At 30.6% G+C, this 23352-nt stretch carries 25 protein-coding genes; 5 read left to right on the top strand and 20 right to left on the bottom strand.

Annotated features, from left to right (window positions below):
• Positions 1-12: 12 nt before the first annotated feature.
• Genes mnhG2 through ACVBFA_RS06690 form a run of 7 tightly spaced genes read right to left on the bottom strand, consistent with a single transcriptional unit; the run spans position 13 to position 5877 of the window.
• Entirely contained in the window at positions 13-477 is a 465-nt protein-coding gene (gene mnhG2 / locus ACVBFA_RS06720) for a Na+/H+ antiporter Mnh2 subunit G (protein WP_002445826.1), read from the bottom strand.
• Positions 452-754: a Na+/H+ antiporter Mnh2 subunit F gene (mnhF2, locus tag ACVBFA_RS06715; RefSeq protein WP_001832031.1), complete on the bottom strand. Its 303-nt coding sequence runs from the start codon at positions 752-754 to the stop codon at positions 452-454. Before mnhF2 ends, mnhG2 begins: the two co-directional genes overlap by 26 nt.
• Positions 751-1233, bottom strand: a complete 483-nt coding sequence (gene mnhE2 / locus ACVBFA_RS06710) for a Na+/H+ antiporter Mnh2 subunit E (protein ID WP_002445825.1) — start codon at positions 1231-1233, stop codon at positions 751-753. The genes mnhF2 and mnhE2 overlap by 4 nt, the downstream gene beginning before the upstream one ends.
• Positions 1230-2732: a Na+/H+ antiporter Mnh2 subunit D gene (gene mnhD2, locus ACVBFA_RS06705; protein WP_083310223.1), complete on the bottom strand. Its 1503-nt coding sequence runs from the start codon at positions 2730-2732 to the stop codon at positions 1230-1232. Before mnhD2 ends, mnhE2 begins: the two co-directional genes overlap by 4 nt.
• Positions 2722-3066, bottom strand: a complete 345-nt coding sequence (gene mnhC2, locus ACVBFA_RS06700; protein ID WP_001832057.1) for a Na+/H+ antiporter Mnh2 subunit C — start codon at positions 3064-3066, stop codon at positions 2722-2724. Before mnhC2 ends, mnhD2 begins: the two co-directional genes overlap by 11 nt.
• Positions 3063-3488 carry a Na+/H+ antiporter Mnh2 subunit B gene (mnhB2, locus tag ACVBFA_RS06695; protein ID WP_002474372.1) on the bottom strand — a complete coding sequence of 142 codons (426 nt, stop codon included), beginning with the start codon at positions 3486-3488 and terminating at the stop codon, positions 3063-3065. The genes mnhC2 and mnhB2 overlap by 4 nt, the downstream gene beginning before the upstream one ends.
• Positions 3475-5877 (bottom strand): DUF4040 family protein, encoded by a 2403-nt coding sequence (locus ACVBFA_RS06690; RefSeq protein ID WP_237638974.1) that lies wholly within the window; start codon positions 5875-5877, stop codon positions 3475-3477. Before ACVBFA_RS06690 ends, mnhB2 begins: the two co-directional genes overlap by 14 nt.
• 705 nt (positions 5878-6582) lie before the next feature.
• Between ACVBFA_RS06690 and sroA the strand changes: the two genes are divergently transcribed.
• The 5 genes from sroA to sarA all read left to right on the top strand — a co-directional run bounded on the left by sroA (position 6583) and on the right by sarA (position 10388).
• Positions 6583-6789 (top strand): sigS mRNA-stabilizing protein SroA, encoded by a 207-nt coding sequence (sroA, locus tag ACVBFA_RS06685; protein ID WP_001832147.1) that lies wholly within the window; start codon positions 6583-6585, stop codon positions 6787-6789.
• 15 nt (positions 6790-6804) lie between these two features.
• A complete protein-coding gene (locus tag ACVBFA_RS06680; RefSeq protein WP_001832040.1) occupies positions 6805-7029 on the top strand; it encodes a DUF2922 domain-containing protein in 225 nt (74 codons plus the stop codon).
• A gap of 364 nt (positions 7030-7393) precedes the next feature.
• Positions 7394-8323 (top strand): DMT family transporter, encoded by a 930-nt coding sequence (locus ACVBFA_RS06675; RefSeq protein WP_002487600.1) that lies wholly within the window; start codon positions 7394-7396, stop codon positions 8321-8323.
• Positions 8324-8648: 325 nt separating this feature from the next.
• The gene (locus tag ACVBFA_RS06670) at positions 8649-9602 is read left to right on the top strand and encodes a hypothetical protein (protein WP_002445819.1); all 954 of its coding nucleotides are present in this window, start codon (positions 8649-8651) and stop codon (positions 9600-9602) included.
• Positions 9603-10013: 411 nt separating this feature from the next.
• Positions 10014-10388 carry a global transcriptional regulator SarA gene (gene sarA / locus ACVBFA_RS06665; protein WP_002475867.1) on the top strand — a complete coding sequence of 125 codons (375 nt, stop codon included), beginning with the start codon at positions 10014-10016 and terminating at the stop codon, positions 10386-10388.
• Positions 10389-10560: 172 nt separating this feature from the next.
• Here the strand turns inward: sarA and ACVBFA_RS06660 are convergent, their stop codons facing one another.
• The 13 genes from ACVBFA_RS06660 to adhP all read right to left on the bottom strand — a co-directional run bounded on the left by ACVBFA_RS06660 (position 10561) and on the right by adhP (position 23104).
• Entirely contained in the window at positions 10561-11337 is a 777-nt protein-coding gene (locus ACVBFA_RS06660) for an alpha/beta fold hydrolase (RefSeq protein WP_002445817.1), read from the bottom strand.
• Positions 11338-11544: 207 nt separating this feature from the next.
• A complete protein-coding gene (locus ACVBFA_RS06655) occupies positions 11545-12264 on the bottom strand; it encodes a hypothetical protein (RefSeq protein WP_002445816.1) in 720 nt (239 codons plus the stop codon).
• 244 nt (positions 12265-12508) lie between these two features.
• On the bottom strand, positions 12509-13018 hold the full coding sequence (locus tag ACVBFA_RS06650) for an SA0570 family protein (protein WP_126122661.1): 510 nt from the start codon (positions 13016-13018) through the stop codon (positions 12509-12511).
• A 204-nt stretch (positions 13019-13222) separates the two neighbouring features.
• Positions 13223-14020 carry an alpha/beta fold hydrolase gene (locus tag ACVBFA_RS06645; protein ID WP_164539707.1) on the bottom strand — a complete coding sequence of 266 codons (798 nt, stop codon included), beginning with the start codon at positions 14018-14020 and terminating at the stop codon, positions 13223-13225.
• Complete coding sequence (locus tag ACVBFA_RS06640; protein ID WP_002445812.1) at positions 13998-14726, bottom strand: HAD family hydrolase; 729 nt, start codon at positions 14724-14726, stop codon at positions 13998-14000. The genes ACVBFA_RS06645 and ACVBFA_RS06640 overlap by 23 nt, the downstream gene beginning before the upstream one ends.
• Positions 14727-14784: 58 nt before the next feature.
• Positions 14785-15729, bottom strand: coding sequence for a FecCD family ABC transporter permease (locus tag ACVBFA_RS06635; RefSeq protein ID WP_002469602.1), 945 nt, complete (start codon positions 15727-15729; stop codon positions 14785-14787).
• 276 nt (positions 15730-16005) lie between these two features.
• On the bottom strand, positions 16006-16893 hold the full coding sequence (locus ACVBFA_RS06630; protein ID WP_126122660.1) for an ABC transporter substrate-binding protein: 888 nt from the start codon (positions 16891-16893) through the stop codon (positions 16006-16008).
• Positions 16894-17345: 452 nt separating this feature from the next.
• Entirely contained in the window at positions 17346-18098 is a 753-nt protein-coding gene (locus ACVBFA_RS06625) for a MerR family transcriptional regulator (protein ID WP_126122659.1), read from the bottom strand.
• A 54-nt stretch (positions 18099-18152) separates the two neighbouring features.
• Positions 18153-18788: an endonuclease III domain-containing protein gene (locus ACVBFA_RS06620; RefSeq protein WP_126122662.1), complete on the bottom strand. Its 636-nt coding sequence runs from the start codon at positions 18786-18788 to the stop codon at positions 18153-18155.
• Positions 18789-19042: 254 nt separating this feature from the next.
• A complete protein-coding gene (argS, locus tag ACVBFA_RS06615; RefSeq protein ID WP_002487632.1) occupies positions 19043-20704 on the bottom strand; it encodes an arginine--tRNA ligase in 1662 nt (553 codons plus the stop codon).
• On the bottom strand, positions 20701-21156 hold the full coding sequence (locus ACVBFA_RS06610) for a DUF1934 domain-containing protein (RefSeq protein ID WP_002445806.1): 456 nt from the start codon (positions 21154-21156) through the stop codon (positions 20701-20703). Before ACVBFA_RS06610 ends, argS begins: the two co-directional genes overlap by 4 nt.
• A 450-nt stretch (positions 21157-21606) precedes the next feature.
• Positions 21607-21999, bottom strand: a complete 393-nt coding sequence (locus ACVBFA_RS06605) for a hypothetical protein (RefSeq protein ID WP_002445784.1) — start codon at positions 21997-21999, stop codon at positions 21607-21609.
• Positions 22000-22087: 88 nt separating this feature from the next.
• Positions 22088-23104 (bottom strand): alcohol dehydrogenase AdhP, encoded by a 1017-nt coding sequence (adhP, locus tag ACVBFA_RS06600; RefSeq protein WP_002487606.1) that lies wholly within the window; start codon positions 23102-23104, stop codon positions 22088-22090.
• Between the last annotated feature and the right edge of the window lie 248 nt (positions 23105-23352).

Raw genomic sequence — 23352 nt, 5'->3', positions numbered from 1 at the left:
AAGCTTAAACAATCAATCGTCTATTTTATTAATATATTCTTTTTCTTTATAGTATAATTTTTCTCGTCTTTCTTCTCGTAGTTTTGCACGTTTTTTTAATTCTTCTGGCGTATTAAACTCTTTTTGACTTAACAAGATAGTTGATTGTCTAGGTGCATCGTCTTTCCTGTACATATATGCACCATTACGGTAGGCTGCTCTACTTATCAAATGCATTCCAACCGGAGAGGTAAGATTGATAAAGACTAGTGATAATAATAATCTGACACTGAAAAAACCTGAATTCACAATAAAATAGATTAGTACACCAACTACAGTTAGTAATACTGACAATGTAGAACTTTTCGTTGAGGCGTGACTTCTTAGAAAGACATCTTGAAATTTTACAATCCCTATTGCACTAATTAATGCAATAATACTTCCTAAGAAAATAAATATCGCAGCAATGAGACTAACGATGTCTTTTATGATTTCCATTGAAGACACGTCCTTCCCCGATGAATCTTGAAATTGAGACCGAACTGACAAACGAAATAATTGCAATTAACATGATTGAGTCTAAATAAGATACCGAATTAAAAATAACGCTCATCACGCCAACAATAGACATAACAACAGCACTTGAGGCATCAAATGATACAACTCTATCAGCAGTAGTGGGACCTTTAATTAATCTGACTAGACAAACAAGTAGTGCCATACCAAAAATCACCAATGCACTTATAATAAATATTTGAGTGAACATTTCAATCATCGTGTCACCTCCAAAATTAAATCCTCATACTGCTTAATACTTTTTAGAAGATGTTCTTTATCCTTTTCTGACACATCAATACTGTGAATAAAAAATTTATTAGTATTTTTAGAAATTCGAATAACTGTCGATCCTGGAGTAATAATAATTAAAATCGTTAAAAAAGTAATAGCCCAATTACTTTTTAATGAAGTTTCATATGTGAGCAAACCTGGATTAACTTCATTCGTCTTAAATAAGATGTAATTTATGGTACTTATACTAGAAGTAATAAGCTGGTATAGGTATACAGCTAAAAATTTAATAGCCACCCATATCTTTTTCAAATAAAATTCTTCACCAAAAAAGCGATGTAGAATATAAATCACAATTAAACCAATTAAAAATCCAGCAAAGAAGGTTGTAAATTTAAATTCATCTTCATCTTGAAAGAGTACCCAAAGGAACGCGATAACAATATTTAAAACAACTTGCTTCACTTACGATTAACCTCCTTCAAATGTGTATTTACATTCTTTTGAAAGACATCTTCTTTCATATTAAGATTTGTTGCATCCTCTGTTACTTTTAGAACAACAGGGGCTGCAATACCCATCGCTAATATCACAACAACTAAAACACTAAGTAAACCTTTACGATAAATAGGTAGTGGTCTAAATTGTACCTGTTCTCCATCAGCATCACCAAAATACATTATAAACATCACTCTAAAAAGACTATACATAGCTATTAAACTTGTCACAATCATAAGTGCTAAACCAATATAATTACCATTTGTAATAGCCCCTTGGAATATTAAGACTTTACCCGGAAAACCACTAAATGGAGGCACGCCACCTATAGCAAAAATTACCACGACAAATGCAACACCAAAGAATGGTTCTCTTTTTGCCAGTCCACTTAAATACTGATAATTTCGATAGCCCGACATATAAACAAGACTACCAATTACAAAAAACAATAATGTCTTAACGATAATATCATTGGCTAAGTAGAAGATAGCACCATTTACACCTGGTATAGTATGAGAACCTAAACCTAAAATAATGAATCCGATAGACAAAATAACTTGATAAGCCGCAATTTTCTTAATATCTTTGTAAGCGATGACACCAAACGCACCGATAATCATTGTGATACAAGCCATAAACACGAGCAATGTATGCGTAACGCTTGGATGATGATCGAATAGTAAGGTAAAAAAACGAATAAGTGCATAAGCCCCAACTTTTGTCATCAATGCTGCAAATAACGCCGCAAGTTCCGTATTAAGCACTGCATATGCTTTAGGTAACCACATGAAAATTACTAGTGCTGCCTTTGAACTAAAAGCAACTAAAAATACTAAAGATATTATCGTTATTGTTTGATTATTTTCCATATGATTCAATCGCATCGCTAAATGTGAGAAATTAAGTGTTCCGACTGTCTTATATAACATGCCAATTCCTAATAAAAGCAACCACGAACCTAAAATATTCAGAACAACATATACTATCGCTGCACGTAATTGCTCAACAGATTGTCCTAATGTAACAAGTACAAACGAAGCAAGAAGCATAATTTCAAACATCACGTATAGGTTAAATAAATCAGAAGTTAAAAACGAACCAATAACACCCACTGTTAATAAAAGGATAAATGTAGGAAGGTGAAATCGATTGACTCGCTTCTCTCCTCTACCAAAGCCGTATGCCATTATTAGCGTAACAACAAAAGATGATACTGACACCATAAGCAAACTCAATGAATCACCTAGAAATTGAATGCCGAAAGGTGCTTTCCATCCCCCAAAATCAAGTGTTATCGGTTTATGATTAACAACATAAATAAGTAAAGCAATTGAAATAATTGTATTAACAATCATAGTTGTAATGGATAGGATTTTTGAAATTTGATTTTTATTTTTAGTGAAGACTAAAATTAAAGCACATACAAAAGGCAACAACATAGGCAATATTATTAAATTACTCATCATCTTCATCACCTTTCAATGCACTTATTTCATCTTCTTTAGTTACTCTGTAAGTTCTATATATTAACACCAATAAAAACGCAGTCATGCCAAATCCAATCACAATGGCTGTTAAAACGATGGCTTGTAATAAAGGATCAACAAAGTTTTGAGCATGACCTTGAATAAGCGGTTCAGACATATGAGGTCCATATTTCCCCATACTCATAATAATTAAATTACCGGCGTGTGTATAAATAGAAATACCAATAACAATACGAATTAAATTAATAGATAAAATCATATAAGTTCCAATAAATACTAAAAATCCTATCACAAGGAGTAATATTAAATTCATGATCTACCCCCACTTATAGATAGCATAACTGTAACAATCACACCCACTACTGTTAATAAGATGCCAAGCTCAAATAAAGTCACAGTAGTTACATGAACATGTCCTAGTAATGGAAACGCTACATTTGCTTCAGTCTGATATAAAAATGGCTTTCCAAAAAACATAGGCACTGATGCAGTTGCAACAGATATGAGTGAACCTATAATCATTAATTTTTTAAAATCAATTGGCAAGCTTTTCAACACTTCATTTACATCAAAGGCAAGGAACATTAAGATAAATGCCGAGCTAAAAATCAAGCCACCAATAAAGCCACCACCTGGATTATTATGGCCAGCAAAAAATACATAAAATCCAAATGTTAACAAAATAAACACTACAATTTTTGTAACTGATTTAAGTACTACATCATTCTCTTTCATCTTGTCCCCTCCTATCTTTGTAATTAAGTAACGTATAAATACCTAATCCAGCTATGATTAACACTAGTCCTTCAAACATAGTATCTAAAGCTCTGAAGTCACCAAGTATCGCATTGACAATATTTTTTCCACCTGTAAGTTCATATGCATCTTCATAAAATTTAGCAATTGAAGGCATACCATCTGCTTGTTGAGCAACAAAAATAAGTGATACCACCGTCAATGCCATAACAAGTGACACAATGATTTTGAAGGTCTCTTTTTTTAAATTTGCCTTAGCTCGAGGGATGTTAGGTAGTCTCGAAAAACTAACAATAAATAAGATTGTCGTAATCGTTTCAACAACTAACTGTGTTAAAGCTAAATCCGGAGCTTTCATTGTAATAAAATATAATGTAACTGCGAATCCAATCATTCCATTCAATACCACCATCGTTAGTCGTTGACGAATAAAGATTAATGAAATGCCGATAATCAATGTTACAACTGATAGGATAACTTCCAACGGTCCGAAAGAACTAACATGAAGCTGATGTACATGTGGAAAACCCACAGTCAAATATCCATAAACTACAATAGCTACAAAAATAAATAATGTAATCATGATGTAATAATTCAATTTATTATTCATCAATGCACGTATACCACGAGCTGAGTATAATTCAAATTCTCTATAAATTTTCCGATAGCCATCTGTAATCGAAGCTCTTTTGATTATTTGATGCGTAACCTCTTTCCAATTCACAACTAGAGCTAAAATAAGTCCAATAATAATAACAACTATACTTAAAATGAATGGAAGATTCACACCATGCCACTGAGAAATATGTGGTACAAATGCATCAACTTCCGCTCCTATCCCAGATACAGATCTGGTTGCGGGCAAAATAATAAAGTTGCCAAAAACGTTTGGAACAAAGAAGATAACTGGAATAAGTAACATTAAAATCACAGCTGGTAAACTAAATAGCCATGGTTCATGTATTTGTTTACGTTTAAACTTTTCTATATTGTATTTTCCCCAGAATGTTTCTTTTATCATGTAAAGTGCATAAGTAAAGGTCAAGATACTCGCGATGACACCTATTGAAACAATCACAAATGTTAATACGAAGCCATATTGATCAAGTTCATTTGCTTTAGTTAACGAATCTAAAAACATTTCCTTACTTAAGAATCCGTTTAAAAAAGGCACACCTGCCATAGATAATGCAGCGAGCAACATGACAATATGCATTTTAGGGAAGACTTTACGCATACCATTTAGCAAACGAATATCACGTGTTCCGGACTCGTGATCAATGATACCAACGCCCATAAATAATGCACATTTAAAAACCGCATGATTCATTAAATGGAATAAGCCAGCAAATAACACTAAAATATAAAACTTAGACAATTCATCTGATGTGTGCTGAGCATAACCTCCACCTAGACCTACCATTGTCATAATCATACCTAATTGACTTATTGTAGAATAAGCGAGTATCCCTTTTAAGTCGTATTGACGTAAAGCAGTTAAAGATCCAAATAACATAGTTATTAGACCAATAAATGTCACTGTATAAATATAAACATTACTAAGTCCCAATAAAGGTGTAAATCTAAATAGTAAAAAGATACCAGCCTTTACCATTGTTGCTGAATGAAGATAAGCACTTACTGGTGTAGGTGCTGCCATGGCCTTTGGTAACCAAATATGAAACGGAAATTGTGCAGATTTAGTAAAAGCACCTAATAAAAGCATCAAAATCATTGGTATAAATAATGGATGTCGTGAAATTGCATTGCGTTGATTAAGAATATCAGTAATTGTGTTTGTTCCCGTAATGATATATAAAATGATAAATCCTGTTAATAACGCTAGCCCACCAAACACTGTAATCATGAATGATTGAATGGCGCCTAATTGACTTTCACCATTATTGTACCAATAGGATATAAGCAAGAATGAGGAAATACTTGTGAGTTCCCAAAATACATACATTAAAATGGTATTATTAGCTATTACAATGCCAATCATACTGAACATAAATAATAGTAAATAGATGAAAAATCTAGGAAGATTGTCCGTACTGTGAGATAAATATTGCGTGGCATAGAAAAATACACCCACACCTATTAGTGAAATAATTAAACCGAACATTAAACTTAAACCATCTAATCTTAAATCTAAATTAATATCAATTGAAGGCATCCATGGTAATTGAACAGCAATAAATTTATTTCGAATCACATCTGGTATTTTCATAATAAAATATGTAGATGTCACAATAGGAGCTATTAATGCAACATAGCCCGCAATCTTTCTAAGTTGACGATGACTCAGAGTGAATAAAACTATGAACATGACTAATAAATTAGTCGCCATAAGATAGACTAAACTCATTTAACCCCTCCTTTTCTTTTTTCATTTATATTAAGTGTAATCATTGGGTGACGATTTGAAACACATCGTATTTCAATAAACCTCAATATTTCTAAAGTTATCTGATATCCAAAATATAGTTAAATGATAGAAATTGATATTCCCGATTGAAAGAAATGATAATCAAATATTTTTTATTAAATTAGTTAAATCAGCAAGTTTTAATCCTTATTATAGTGCAACATGATTTATGATTTGATATTGATAGTTGATTTGAATGCGTTTATTGAGCATACATTGATTCAAGCACTAACGCGTTCTCCCTATATGGTCATATCACAAAAGGTAACCTATTCTTATTTATATCCAAAAGGTAATAAAACTTTTATTTATATAAGAAAGAATCCATGAGGCTATCATTTTTCATTCATCTATAAACTTGAACTAATTCATTCTCATATTAAGAGTTCTTAATATTTTAATACTATATAAATAGCAAGTTTAGACACTGATCAATCTTTTAAGTTGGTTATTTTAAATATCAATTTCCACTTTTCTCTTTTACTATTTAACAATTCTACTTAACTCATATACCTTCAAAAACGGGTTTCATAATTAATGATAAATGACGCATGTATCACATCAAAGGCATTTGCCTAAATTTTTCAAAAAAAGTGACCTTTTTTTCAATCTATTTCGATATATATAGTGAAAGGAGGTTTTATTATGAATGAAGTCAATCAAGTGACGATTATCTTTACTCAAATCAAACATAATTCTGAGGGTAAAGTAGTCGAACATAAGCGTCGTTTTTCTAACATTAATCCGCTTGTTTCTAATGATCAAATCAAATCTTTTCGTTCCATCATTGAACGTATTAGTGGCGAAGAGTATGACAAAGTCGAGATCGTTAAAACAGAATCTTTAATTTAAGGAGGATACATCAGTATGTCAAAAACTTTGGAACTCATATTCAAATCAAATCTTAATAAACCCGTCAAACTACTATTACCCGATTTTAATGCTATTACTACAGAACAATTAATTAAAGAAAGTATGAACCAACTTTTAGAATTAGACATTTTAAGATTTAGTTTGGGAAAGCCTGTCAAAATTTATGCTGCACAACTTATTGATAAAAGTACAACTGTTATATTTGAAGATAAAAATTAATTCATAAAACACTATTTTTGACATTTTATTAAAAGTACTAAAATCATAAATAAGACTTTATGAAAGAACAAATTTTTTAAAATTGTCCAAGTCTAAAAATATAGAAAAAAAGAACTTAATTTACAATATTCTTTTATTAATATGAAGCGAGATATCAAATTCAAAATGATGTCTCGCTTTTTTAGTTCTAAAACTTGTTTAATGTGTATTTTATTATAATGATTCATCAAAATAGTATCGGCTGTATGACACCTTGGAACATTCACAACTTATTTCTATACTTTGCTTATGGCTCAATCATTTTAGAAACATGATTATGAATGGTATGATAATCATATTAAATTGAGAAAGTTGGTTTTTATCATTGTTTTTTCTATATCTTTTAGGAATTTTTGTTGGTATGTTACTTCCTATTCAAACTTCAATCAACTCAAGGCTAAGCCAATTTACCCGTTCATCTTTTTATGCTTCAACCATATCTTTTGCTGTCGGAACAATATGCTTACTTGTGCTTAATCTTATTGTTCATCCACAAGTATTAACACCAGAATTCTTTTCTAAACAAACACTTAACTATACTTGGGTCCTAGGAGGACTATTAGGTGTTATCTATTTAACTGGAAACTTATTATTATTACCAAGATTAGGCGCAGCACTTACTGTTGTTATTACGGTTACAGGGCAAATTATTATGGGTGTAATCATTGATACATTTGGATTATTGGGCGCCCATCAACAATCTTTTACAATATTTAAAGGTGTTGGAATTATATTTTTAATTACTGGAATTATATTTATGAATTATGTTCGTAGACATCCTGTTAATAGACATAAGAATACACCAATAGTATTCTGGTTGCTTATTGGATTCGTATTTGGTTTCGCTCCACCAATCCAAACAACAATTAACAGCACACTAGCTCAACACACACACTCATCCATATTTGCTTCGCTCATATCATTTAGCGTGGGTACAATAGCGTTATTTATATTAACATTAGTATTTAATCGTAGTCTGAAAATATCATCTACTCATAAAACACTAGGTAAGATTAAGCCTATTTATTTTATTGGAGGGATACTAGGAATGGCATTTGTAACATCTAATATTATTTTAATGCCTTTCTTAGGAGCAGCTTTAACTACTATAATTGCTATGATGGGCCAAATGATTATGGGGATTATTATCGATCATTTCGGTTTGTTGGGTTCACCTAAAAACAAAATAACATCACGTAAGTTAGGCGGATTATTATGTATAGCTATAGGTATTATTTTATTACGATTATTTTAATCCTCTTATTCTGAATAAAAATTTTCCGCTTATATTAATGTATATTCATCACACAAATAGATTTCTATTTCAAACTGCCAGCAAAGGTTTTGTCTTTGTTGGCAGTTTTTATGAGTGATTCTTCTTATAGTAACATTTATGTAGAACCTTATATTTTAAAATTAAAGATGGCCTTCTATTTTTCATTTTATTAAATTTATTCACTTTATTTTTCGAAATAAAACAATATATAAACATAAACTAATGCATATTTTAAAATTAATATATTTTTATTTAAAACAATCGTGTATAATAGCATTACAATAATATCAAGAGGTGAACATCCATGACCAAGCAACGCATCGTTATTTCTTCATTACTATTCATTTTTATTGTCACAACTTGTAGTTTTGGTTACATTACCTTCTCTAAATTGACTTCTGAAACAGAAGATATTAAAAATATAAAAACTATAAAAGCAAAGCCCAAAATACTCCTTTCAACAACTGGTATACAAACCCCTCTTAACAGCTACACTTTCTACTACACTCCCACTTTAGGACAACTCCAAAAGCTTTTAGTAAAAAATCATAGCAAAGTATCAAAAAACGCTCCAGTGTTAGAATATTACAATTATGAGAAAGATCATTTATATAAGCAACTCCAAAATACACTTAGTAATGAACGTAACAACAAAACTTTCAATTCTAAAAATGATTTACATTATTATTCATTCAATAATCAACTTAAATTACAAATGATTCAAACTAAATCCTCAATTAAGTCCACTTTATTTTCACCAATTAACGGAAATATTTCATATATTAATTCTATCCCTTCAAAACCAAACGAAAAGATACTGCAAATTAATAGCGACGAACGTATTATTCGTGCTAATATATCAGAATCTGAGCTAAATTTATTAAAAATTAATCAAAATATTTCTGTAACATCTAGTGACCACACTCAATTCACAAGTAAAATTAAAGAAATTTCGAATATACCATCAAAAATAAAAAATGGCGTCTCATATTACGATATTTCACTTTCTACACAACCCAATTATCGAATTGGAACACACTTTAAAATCAAATTAGCCTCAAATGACATAGAGTTACCTACGACAGCTATTATTCAAAAACGCTATGTTTTAATTCTAAAAAACGGGAAAATTAAAAAAAGAGAAGTAACATACAAAAAGAGTTTAAAAAGTGGGTATATCAATATAACTAAAGGCTTATTGATAGATGAAAAAGTTGTTAAAAATCCTACTTCTAAATTAATAAACATTTATATATAAAAATGTTAGTAAAATTCTTTCCAAAAAGTATTCTTTTTAGTATAATTTTTATTAAATTAAGGGAAATTAGAAACAATCTTATTTTTTTTGAATATAGCAAATGCTACATTGCTAATTCAAGTATAATCTTTAAAAGATAATTTGTTTTATAAACACTTATTTGTTTACTTCTTATTTTTATTTAGTTATAATTAACTAAATAATATAGCATTAAATATATTCTTTAAATTTAAATTAATACTATATTATGACAGACACTTTCGTATTTTCATAAGAAAAATAGATATAAATTAATAAATTACGGTATAGTATCCAAGTAATCTTAATTCAATAATATAATTAACTATCTTTAAATTTAAAAGGATGGGTTTTAAGATTTATGGATATGATATAAATAGGGAGGTTTCATTAATGGCTATTTCAAAAATCAATGACTGCTTTGAATTATTAGCTATGGTCACTTATGCTGACAGATTAAAAGGTATAATTAAAAAAGAATTCTCAATCAGCTTTGAAGAATTTGCAGTATTAACTTATATTAGTGAGAATAAAGAAGATGAATATTATCTTAAAGATATTATCAATCACTTAAATTATAAACAACCTCAAGTTGTTAAAGCTGTTAAAAATTTATCTCAAGAAAATTACTTTAATAAAAAACGTAATGAACACGATGAAAGAACTGTTTTAATCTTAGTAGATTCTAAGCAGCGTAAAAAAATCGATGATTTACTTAAACGAGTAAACAACCGTATCAAAGAAGCAAATAATGAAAATGAAGTATAATGGCTAGGGAGTAAAACAGATATTTCTTTCACTTATGAAAGATAAGACTGTTTTACTCTTTTATTAAGTTAATACGATAGTGATCTGAGTCCAAACTTTACTGCTACTACAAAACCCTCAAATGATTTTCCGACAATAATCATTTAAGGGTTTTTATTTATGTTCTTATTTTTTAACTAACAAAATCTAAATAGAGTTTCAGGAATTTTTCTGGTTCCTCGATATGTGGTGCATGTCCTGAATTATCAAATACAATTTTTGTAACTTGATCATAATATTGATCCATATCATAATGACTTTTATTTTGTATGAGTGGGTCGTACTTACCATTCACAATTAAAGTAGGTATAGACACATTATGATGAACACGAGTTAAATCTTTAATATTAAGCAATGCACGTACTGCAATTGCACTTTCTTCCGGAGTTGGTCTATTGTATAATTTTTGGCTTTGATACCATTTCATTGCTTTATCTTTCTCTTTAAATAATTTAGAAAATAAAATAATCATTGCCTCAGATTTATTAAACCCTGCTAATTCTTCTTGGTAATCAACCATTAATTTGTTGAAACCATTTGCAATGTCCTCACTTTTAGCCGAAACAATTGTCAATGTAATCACTTTATATTGATATTTTTCAGTAAATTCACTTGCAATGATGCCCCCCATATCATGTCCTAAAATATGTGCAGAATCGATGTTTAATGCTCTCATTAAATCATTTAAATCTTCAACATGATCTTTTAATTCATATGATTCTGTTCGTGAAGATTTCCCATGACCTCTGACATCATAAGTAATTACTCTATACTGCTTCTTGAGTTCATTTTTTAAATCCTTAAATCCTGCCAAATTTCCATCTAATCCATGAATTAAAATGATGGGGATGCCTTCGCCTTCATCAATATAGTTAAGTTCAATCTGATTACAAATTTGAATTTTATTCATATTGGCACCTCCCTTTAGTCATTTATATACCCATATTAAAATAGTGTTACGCTTTCAGGTTATTTTCAGTGTAATTAAATTATTTTTATATTAAAATAGTGATTCATTTTCTAAAACAAGCTTTATGGTAAACAAATGATATATTTTAATAAATTAAAAAACTCAGAAAGATATGTCTAGCATATTTTCTGAGTTAAAATCTTTGTATTATGATGATTTAGTACGTGCAGATAAACGTATCGTATAAAAAATGATTAGCACAACAAGTATAATCCATATTGCTAAAGAGAAAAACTGTGCAATTTCCGGATTAGTTACCATTGCATCTATTGTTTTTTGACAAAATAGTAAGCCAACTCCAACAAATTCTATACGTTTAAAGAATATACCAACAAGACTTAGAATGATTCCAGCGAAAAATACAAACTGATGACCGTAGATAGAAATAGGAATAATAGCCCAATTAAAGTGAAATCCTTGCATAATTACTAGAATTAAAGCAATAATACCAATGATTATTCCAGTTCTCATTTCATACTTATTACTGTATAAATAGTTTTTTTTGGCAATACGCACATATAATATGAGTGTTATTGGAAATATGACTAAGCAATAAAATAAGCTTATACCGGTAATTGCTTGAAAAGGTACATATTGTTTATCGTACAAATATGAAATAAGAATAAAGTTAATGATAAAGAAAATCATTGGATTGAGTTGTAATGCAAACAAATTACGCTGAATTGTTAATATTAATTGCGCAGGTGATTTACCTCTATATTCAATGTAATCTTGATCTTTTTCTTCAGACTTTTTAATATCTTGTCGATATTTTTCTTTTATATCATCAATTAAGTGTGGTGACATTCCTTTGTGACTAAAATAATCATTAATATTTTCGAGTAATACTTTATCATTCGTACGCATGATTTACTCCTTTTCATTTAAATCTTGATGTAAATTGTAGATTTCATAAGTTAATTATTTTCAAATTAAAATTTTATCATACATCTTACAATTTTACTTGAACATAATGATTAATCATATCATCATTAGCAACTAAAATAAAAAGAAGAGCTAAAGTGAAATCCATTTTACAAATTATGATTTCATCTTTAAACTCTTCAAATTTCAAACTATTTTATCTTATAAAACGTATATCCAATTCTTCTTATTTATTTAAGTCTATACGATATAACTTCACATTTTTATCTTTTGGTGAATTTGAACTGAATTGATAACTTGTTTGGCCTTTTTGAATATAGCCAAAGTTACCTGTAACATTATTATAATGTACACGACTTATAGCTTTATTACCAAGTTGTTGTTTAACGGCTTTGTATGAAGGGCCGTTTGCATTATTATACGTCATTGATACGCGTGTAACATTTCCTCTTTCTTTTTTACCATTAGCTGTTACTAACAAAACACCTTTATCAGTTCTAAATTCGTAATACTTTTCATTACTATTTGGGTTATAAGAATAGATAGGATGACTATACTTTTTTAATACACTCTTCATTGATTCGCCTATCTTAACGTTTTCTAATGATTTATCACCTTTGTTTAATTGTTGTACTGTTTTCATTGAATTACCAGTTGCCGCTTCAACGTTGTTTCCAACGCTTACTCCTGTTAAAACTAATCCTAAAACAAGTAATGATGTTATTAGTTTTTTCATAAGCACTCACTCCTTTGATTCTTTATGTCTTCTGTGCTCATGTTAATTGTACTATAAATATTACTAAAATAACAATAATATTACAAAATGATTACGTAAATTGTGTAGATAACTTTCTTTTAACAACTGTTTCAGCGCTTATAGTAAAACATATCTTGCTTAATTCATTGATTATTACCTTACAAAATTTCAGTATGAACTCTTTTATTTAGGTGCATATTGGTGAATGAAGTTTGTTGACTCTTGAGTAAATTGAGCCTGTTCTTCAACAAAAGGATATACACTTGAATGTTGATAGACGTTAAATTCACTGTGTTGAATCAAATCTGCGACTTCTTTAGCTTCTAGTGTAGTTGTACGTTTCCCGTGTTCTCCAGCAACAATAAGCGTAGGAACTTGAACATGCTTGAAAACATCTGCAATACCTTCGGATTTGAAAACATCTTTAACAGCTTGAATTTCTTCTTTAGTAGAAATACTATTTGTATCAACGACATGCTTTAAAAATTTATTCATCTTACGTGCTTTATAATATCTACGTTTATCCAAAAATTTTTCTTGCTTATCATCTTCCCAGTTACGTATTTTATGTGCATATTTTCTGAACAAGCGTTCTTCAGGCAATTCACCTTCTATTGAAGTAGGATTAACTAATATGATTGAGGATACATAGCCTGGATTTCTAACAGACATATCAGCAGCAATAAGTGCCCCCATCTCATGCCCAATAAATGCTGCTTCATCAATATATATAGCATCTAAAAAAAATTTTATATCGTCAGCAAAGTCATAAAACTCTATATTTCTAGGCTTATCAGAATAACCATGTCCTCTCAGATCGATGAGCACAACCTGAAAAGACTTTGCTAATACCTTAGCTAAATCATTAAAAACAGCATAATTATCAAAAGCGGTATGCACGAGTACGACAGGATAACCTTGTCCCATAGTACTATAGTGTAATGTTGTACCGTCTTGTTTAGTAATTAAATCCATTGCCATGTTGTTCTTCTCCTTCTGTTTCAAAATTATCTGGTAAAATTTTAAGCAATTCCTCTATGGTAGTAATCGTATAATCTACTTCTTCTGTTAATGGCTCCAATTCTGCATCTTCTTGTTTATACCACACACTTACCATCCCCATTGCACGTGCAGGAGCAACATCGTTTAATGCATCATCTCCGACATACATTATTTCAGATGGTTTAACCCCCAATTGATCAATCATATCTTCAAAGATTTTAGGATGTGGCTTACGATAACCTACAGTTTCAGAAGTAGTTAAATAATTAATAACGTGCATAATCCCCAATGAATGCAATCTAAATTGTTTAATTTTGGATTTTCCATTTGCAATCACACCAATCATGTAATGATGTTTCGATAACTTTTCTAATGTATACAAAGTATCATAGTAAGGGAAAACGTAACGATAGAAATGCATTTCAAAGTCATTAAATAAATCTCTCCATTTAAGACGGTCGATATGAAATTGTTTAATGATTTCCTTATATAGATCAGGTTTATCGTTGTCTTCATCATCGTCTAATTCAATAAATTTATTCTTATAATCTGCTAGTTGCACATGAATAAAATAATCATGAAACCGTTCATATTGCTCTTCTATAAACTTTTCACGCGATTTAACTCTATCTAATAGCGTGCCTTCTAAATCAAAGACGATAGCCTTAATGCAGTTTAAATTCATTTTCAATGACCTCTTAACTTTTTAATAATACTATTGTAGCAAAAGAGTAGTGTGAACGTCATATGTTAGTCTGTTTAACTAAAATATAAAATAGGACTGGTACGCCGAGCAATGCCATCACGATGCCTACAGGAATTTGAATAGGTTGTATCATTGTACTTCCTATAAAATCTGCCATTATCATGACTACAGCACCTATGATTATATTCAATAACATTTGTAATCCTATTTGATAACGCCAATAAAATTTTCTAATCAGTTGTGGAATAATCATGCCTATAAAACCAATAACTCCAACGTATGCGACCACAACTGCTGTCATGATGGAAGCTACTATAAGAACAATATACGTTACTTGTTGTACATTTAATCCTAAAGACTGACTTTTCAATTCACCAACTTGCAATAATTTAATTCCTTTTTGCATTAAAAATAATACTATGATTGCGACAGATGCTATCATGCTAATAATCATAACGTCCTGATATTCAGCTGATGAAAACCCACCGAACAGATAACTAGCAATTGGATTCATCTTCTTAGGATTAATCAAAACAAGCAAATACAATAATGCATTCAATAGTGCACCAAGTAGTAATCCCGTTAATATAAGCATTTGAACAGGATATCCTTTGGCTAGCATCGCTGAAACACTTAAAACAAGTAACAGTGTGATTAAACTAAAAATAATGGAGAATATAGGGAACCATAAAAAACTAAGTCCCAAAAATAAAGCAATTCCAGATCCTAATGATGCACCACTAGCTAATCCCAATGTAAAACTATCTGCAAGTGGATTATTTAACACGATTTGATACACTTGGCCAGCTAATGTAAGTACTGCACCAGTGAGCATGGCTTCAAGCAATCTAGGTAAACGAACCTGGAATAATATGGTTTGATTAAAAACATCATCAAGTTTTCCTACATCCCAGCATAAACTTAAGCTCATGCTTAATATTAAAATAAATAACCATATAATAACACTTCTATATTTATTCATAACTCTCTCTTTCAATACTTTCTTAATCACTATATTAACAAAACAATACTTAAAAAGTGTAAAACGACTGTCTTCCATTCGTTGGACGATTTAGTCATCGAGTAATGAGGTTGAATCAAAGGGCATTTGCATCAGTTTAATTCAATCCCCGTTTATCATAAATATTAAAAATACCTGAGACAATAACTACTGTCCCAGGCGTTTGAAATACATCTTTGTCAGCTTATTAAGAAAAATAATTATCTAAGCAAAATACAATACATCGTATTCAAATAATTATTTTTTATATATTTCGTCTCTTAAATCCTTTAGCCCTTCATCAATACGAGGACCTGGTCGAGAAACTTCATCCCCATCTACTGTTTCAATACGTGTATTTTTAACAGCATTAATTTTATCAAAACCACCACGTTTTTTTATCATTTCTATGTAATCTGATTTTGATTTACCTTCTGTGGAAATCAGAATATCAGGATTACGTTTAATAATGCTTTCTTTACTTACTGATTTCCAACCTTTAACATCATCAAAACTATTTTTAGCATCTAGTTTCTCTAACATATCGTTAAAGAATGTATCTTTTCCGGCAGTGTAAATGTCTGGTTTAGATGATACTTCCATAAACACTTCTTGTTTCTTATGATGTTTAGGAACGGAGTTAATGATTTTATCTACATTATGTTTTGTTTCATCAACAAGTTCTTTAGCTTGTTTTTCACGATCCGTTAATTTTCCAATTGATTTAAAGGTATCATAAGTTTCATCAATCGATTGTGCATCTTTCACATAAACGACTTTTACTCCCTTATCTTTAAGTGACTTTAGCACTTTACCTGCAGAATTTTTCTGTGACTCATGCGCTAAAATTAAATCCGGTTTAGCTTTTATTAAATCTTCTTTATTTAAATTCATCGCATCGAATTGTTTTTTACCTTTTTTTACATCTTTAGGATAATCATCCACAGTGGATACACCTACTATATCTTCTCCGATTCCTAAGCGATATAAAATTTCTGTGTTACTAGGAATGAGCGAAACAATTCTATGATATTTTTTATCGCTTTTTTCAGTGTCTTTATTATTAGATGAGTGGTTGGCATCTTGACTACATGCAGCCAGTACTACAATCAATGCGCATATAACTATCCATAGTTTACTTTTCATTTGGAGCATCACCCTTTCACAAATTATTTTTAATGTTCCTATTCATCATATCAAAATATACCAATATTTGTAGATACAATTTTATTTGATTTTCACAAAATATGAGAAAAAGACAACTTTGAATTAAATCAATTAATATATTTAACCCCAACTTGCTTTGTCTGTAGAATTTCTCGTTGAATTTCCTTATGTTGGGGCCCCAACCCCAACTTGCTTTGTCTGTAGAATTTCTCGTTGAATTTCCTTATGTTAGGGCCCAAACCCCAACTTGCCTTGTCTGTGGAATTTCTCGTTGAATTTCCTTATGTTAGGGCCCAAACCCCAACTTGCCTTGTCTGTAGAATTTCTCGTTGAATTTCTCTGTATTGGTATCAGTTTTACAATGTAAGTATCAATCGGTAAAATGCTAAAAATGTCTGAGACAATCAACGATGTCCCAGACACATAATATTTTATAATTTAATAAACGTTTTTATCGCATCAGAAATGTATAAATTCAAACCACGTTCACGTTGCTTGTTAATAAACTTTACAAATCGCTCGTCTTCAATATAAATCTGAGCCATATATTCTAAAAATTGATTGTCACAATTAGGAACTTGTTCTTTCAAAATACATTGTAATTTCTTAATTTTTCCACTTGCTTCAAGTATAGAAACTTTGTTTAAGTATAACTGATTCATATCGTCAAAAAACATATTTAATTGCTTATTAATTTCCTCAAAATGATTTTGCTGTTCTGATTCATCCTTACTTTTTTGTTTATCTTTATATGCTTGATAATAATGGGTATCTCTATACTTACTTGTTGCTTCTTTTTCATACTGCTCATTTAAATTGAAATTTTGCATTGTAGTTACCTCAATCTCTTCATTATCTTGGTGAAAATGATGTTCTAACGTACAGATAATATCATTTAAGCGATCTCTTTTTTTAACAATGTGATAAAAATTATCATGTAATATTTTAGTTCTAAAATCACTATCACCTTCAAAATATATCTGTATTTGTTTTAATGTTAAATCTAATTCCTTTAAAAAGAGAATATATTGTAACTTTGAAATATCTTGAACATTATAATATCGGTACCCATTAGCACTCATTTGTTGTGGTACGAGTAACCCCTTTTCATGATAATAATGAAGCGTACGTATACTAACTCCGGTAATGTCAGAAAGCATTTTGGGACTGAAGCGTTCTTTCATCATTTCACCTCCTGAATTAAAGTATGAGGTATGACGTTACGTTAAGGTCAATACTTATTTTTTAAAATAGGTATCTAAAAAGGTATAGCGTTGTTTCCCTTTACCATTAAAATAATTTTTTCCAAAATTATCTAATAAAGCGTGAAACTCATTTGCATCTTGATTTGAAAATGATTCAGGAAGTGTTAATTCCTGCTTCAATTGATGATAACTTTCTGTATGTTGATATCCCAATTTTCTAAAAATACGTCTAGTATAACTATCAGGTATAAATTCTTTACCTTTAAAAATATATACTATTAAGACGTCAGCGGTCTCTTCACCTATGCCACGGATAGTGAGTAACTCTTTTCTTAAGTTACCACCGTATAACTTAGCTATACTACTATAATCAAAGTGATGTTCATTTAACCATAGTAACAATGCTTGTATAGCCTTAGCTTTATTTTTATAGAAACCACTCGAACGTATCACTTGCTGCAACGATTCTAAAGGCATTTTCAATATTGTCTGTGCATTAAAAAAAGTTTCTTCCTTTAATCTTGATAACGCTATATCTGCATTATTCCAATTAGTATTTTGGACTAGAATTGCCCCAAGCATCATTTCTATTGGTGTTTCTGCTGGCCACCAATATTGAGGGCCCATATTTTGATATAGAATTTGATATAATTTCTCTATTGATAACATGATTTCTTCCCCCGCAAAACTTCGAATGATTATTTTATCTCGCATGCTACATTATCCAATTTTCCCAAGAAGTCTGAGGTGTTGTCCTACCTAATTGTTGATAATACTTTTATAACAAACTTTATGCTGTACCCCAATCTCGGTTTGCTATGCTTATTTTTTCTTTTTGGTATGCATATGTAATAAGGACTAAATAATGTAAGAGCCTGTACATATAAATATGTCAGGCTCTCGTGTATCTATTTTATGAAGTTTTACATAGATTCTGGTGCTGTGACACCTACTAATGCTAATGCATTGTGCAAGGTAATACGCACCGCTTCAATCATAGCTACATATGCTTTAGTTTTTTCTGTATCATCTGTAAGCACTTTTTCAGCATTGTAAAATTTATGGAATGCTGCAGCTAGATCTTGAATATAATTAGTTAGACGATGAGGTGCGCGATGTTCGGCTGCACTCTCTATCGTTGATTCAAATTCTGCTACTTTTTTTAATAAGTCGATTGCTTTATCATTATTTATTTTAGAAAAGTCTGCATCAGTAGACACTTCAATACCTTGTTCTTTAGCTTGCTTTAAAATAGAGCAAATTCGTGCATGTGCATATTGTGCGTAATAAATTGGATTGTCCTGAGATTGCTCTTTAGCTAACTCTAAATCAAAGTCAAAATGAGAATCAGGACTACGCATTGTTAAGAAATAACGTGCAGCATCGATACCGACTTCATCCATAATTTCACGTAAAGTAATCGCATTGCCTGTACGCTTACTCATCTTCACTTCTTCTCCATTTTGCATAAGGCGAACCATTTGCATAATTTGAATTTCAAGACGATCGCTGTCTACACCAAATGTTTCTAAGCTAGCTTTGAGACGATTAATATAACCGTGGTGATCTGCACCCATTAAATCAATTAAAATATCATTTCCTCTATTAATCTTGTTATAGTGATAAGCCGTATCTGGTGTGAAATAAGTATAATTACCGTCTTTTTTTATTAATACACGATCTTTATCGTCTTTGAAGTCACTTGTACGTAACCAAGTTGCACCATCTGCTTCATACGTGTAGCCTAGTTCTTTCATTTTAGATAATGTATTTTCAATCGCGCCATTCTCATATAAAGATGTTTCACTAAACCAATTATCAAAGTGCACGTTAAAGTCAGATAAATCCTTTTTCAATTTTTCCATTTCATAATCGACACCAAGTTGTCTAAATGTTTTTAAGCGTTCTTCATCAGTGTAGTCTTTTATTTCTGGATGTTTAACAGCGAGGTCTTTCCCGATTTCAATAATGTCTTTACCATTATAACCATCCGCCGGCATCTCATAACTCGTATCACCTAAAGCTTCAAAGTATCGTGCTTCAATTGATCGTGCTAAATTAGTGATTTGATTACCTGCGTCATTAATATAATATTCACGTGTAACGTTGTAACCAGCCGCAATGAGAATATTAGCTAAAGAATCGCCTACAGCTGCATTTCTAGCATGACCAATATGTAAGTCTCCAGTTGGATTAGCTGATACATATTCTAATAAAATGTTAGTATTCTTAGATTGTGTTGCATATCCAAATCGATCACCTTTTGTGATAGCTTCTGGAATAATGTCTGTTAAATATTGATTATCCAGATAAAAGTTGATGAAACCTGGCCCAGCAATATCAACCTGTTTAACGTGTGCTTTGCTTGTATCTAAATGATCGACAATAGCTTGCGCAATTTCACGCGGATTACGCTTAGCAATCTTTGTTAAAACCATAGCAATATTAGAAGAATAATCTCCATTTTTAGGATCTTTAGGTATTTCAATTTTGATTTCTGGAATATCTTCTGCGAGGTTAGCTTTTCTAATACTAACTTCTATTTCTTCTATTAGCGTTTGTTTAACCTGATCGATTATACTCATTCACTTATCTCCTTATAATTTATTTCATATTGATAAGAACCCATTTTTTGTTCATCTTGATATAACTCATAATGTATTTTTAGCTTACCGCCATTATGAGTGACGAAATGCTTAAGACTTAATGTTTTAACAGTTAAAGGTATTTTTCCGGCAGGTACATCATAGAGTGTTGTCGTCTCATGTCCTTCGACGAAATGTAAGTTCATATTAATGTCACCTTTACGAATTAACTTTACACCGGTATCTTCAATTTTAATCGTAACATTGACTTTAGCATCTTCAATTTGTTCTTCGTAACGTATAAAATCTGCAAATTTTTGTTGCCAAAAACCTTTTGTAGTAAACTCAAATCTCTGCTTTTCACCATTCTGTTTCAAAACTTGATGGGTTTGAATGTTAATATTTTTATTCAATTTACTACTCACCTTAACCCTTACAATAATAAATGTCATTATAGCATAAAACTGCTATTGCTTGTAGTACTCAAGACATGTGTTCATGTCAAAAATTTACACAATATGAAAAGAACCTGAAACATCAATTTTGTCCCAGATTCTTTTTACATATTCACAATTCATAACTGATGTGAAAGTGGCACTTTCCTATTCTAGATATTGTTGCCACAGAGAACTCACACATTCAATATAAATGTCACCTATCACTTCAATCAGATTTGCTATTATTCAACATCAATAATGTCAGTTTCATATTTTTTTAATAAAAATCTATATTTATCGAAATATACGATGCCGAATATCATTGCTGCAATGATGAACATTGTCTTTTTCATCTTTTAACCTCATATTCCTCAAAATATTTTTAAATCTATAATATATTATAGCATTATCAAATTGCATTTCTATAAAATATTTAAGGTTCGAGTTAATTTTCATTCATATATTTTAGATGAAATGTCCATCTTCAAATATTACACGCTCTTTTTTATTTTGAATAAAGTGATTAAAATTATTATTTTGAAAATCACTTAAAAGAGCTTTAGATGTACTATAATTAAACATAAAATCCTCAGTCTCAATAAACATTTTTTTAAAAAGTAGTCCGTCTTTTAAAGTGATTTTTTTTATATCATTATAATCGACTTCATCTACTTTAATGTATTCAAAAGTGTTAAAATTTACATTTAAAAGAGCCAAGAATTTTTCTCCAAAATAATAAACGTGTAATGGTTGTCTCTTATTTTGCCCAATTAGGAGACGCCCCTTTTCAAATGTTTGTTGTGGGAAATTTAAATCTAAAAACTCTAAAATTTTATCTTCTTTTAATTTAAATTGCATAATTAGTCCCTTCCCTTTTTTACATTCACAAATTAAAAGATAATATAATTTCCTAATATTATATTATTTTTTATGTTCACTTTTAGTGCTAGCTTCTCATATCAATGACCATTCGACCTGTGATTGTTCCCTTTTCCATTTCATCAAAAATATCGTTAATTTCAGATAATTGTCTTAATTGGACTTTAGGAATAACTTTATTTTCGGCAGCAAATTGAAATGCTTCTCTTAAATCTTGTCTGGTACCAACTAATGAACCAACGACTTCAATTCCATCAAGCACTAAACGCGGAATATCTAAATCCATTTTGTCTACTGGAAGTCCTACTGCTACCACACGTGCACCCGCCTTAACAACATCCACTGCTTGATTAAAAGGTGTTTTAGCTACAGCAGTAATCACCGTTGCATCTAATCCTTTATTATTCGTTAGACGATTAACTTCCTCAATAGGATCAACATTAGTTGAATTTATGATTGCATCAGCACCAAGCTCTTTAGCAAAATTTAATTTATCATCATTAATGTCGAATGCAACAACTTTCGCTCCCATTACGTTTTTGGCGTATTGCAATGCTAAATTACCTAATCCACCCACACCAAATACGCCTAACCATTGTCCTGGTTCGATGCCACTCACTTTTACTGCTTTATATGTTGTCACACCTGCACAGGTAATAGATGAAGCAGTCGCTGGATCAAGATTTTCTGGAACTTTAACTGCATAATTCGCATCAACAATGACTTCTTCAGCCATTGCCCCGTCAACAGTATATCCGGCATTGAGAACATCCCTGCATAATGTTTCTCTACCAGTTGTGCAATACTCACAATTACCACATGCTGCATACATCCATGCTATAGATACACGATCCCCTACCTTTAATGAATCTACGTTATCAGCAACTTCAATGACACGTCCAATTCCCTCATGTCCCAGCGTTACACCTGTTACGTCACCGAAATCTGCATTTTTAACATGTAAATCAGTGTGACATACACCACAATATTCAGTCTTTACTAATGCTTCTCCAGGTTTTAATTCTCTTAAACGTTTTTCTTCAATACTTACTTTGTGATCTTTGGTTACTACAGCTGCTTTCATAAAAAGCCCTCCCTAGTATTAAAGTGTAATTCTATTACTTCCACCCTTATTTTACACTCTTTTGAAATCGTTTTCCAAAAGTCCTTTCATTTATACTGAATTTTTTGTAAATTGTATATAGAGCGACATAATATCGTCACTTTTATAGCATATTTTATGCTTTATTCATATATTTTAATTTTTTAACTATATATATCATGTTAGTGAAAAGTCATCGCTCTTAATCACACCTTATAATTCTGGGGATG

It is taken from the genome of Staphylococcus sp. MSU001 (assembly GCF_052976705.1).
This window is presented reverse-complemented; position numbering and strand designations above follow the sequence as displayed.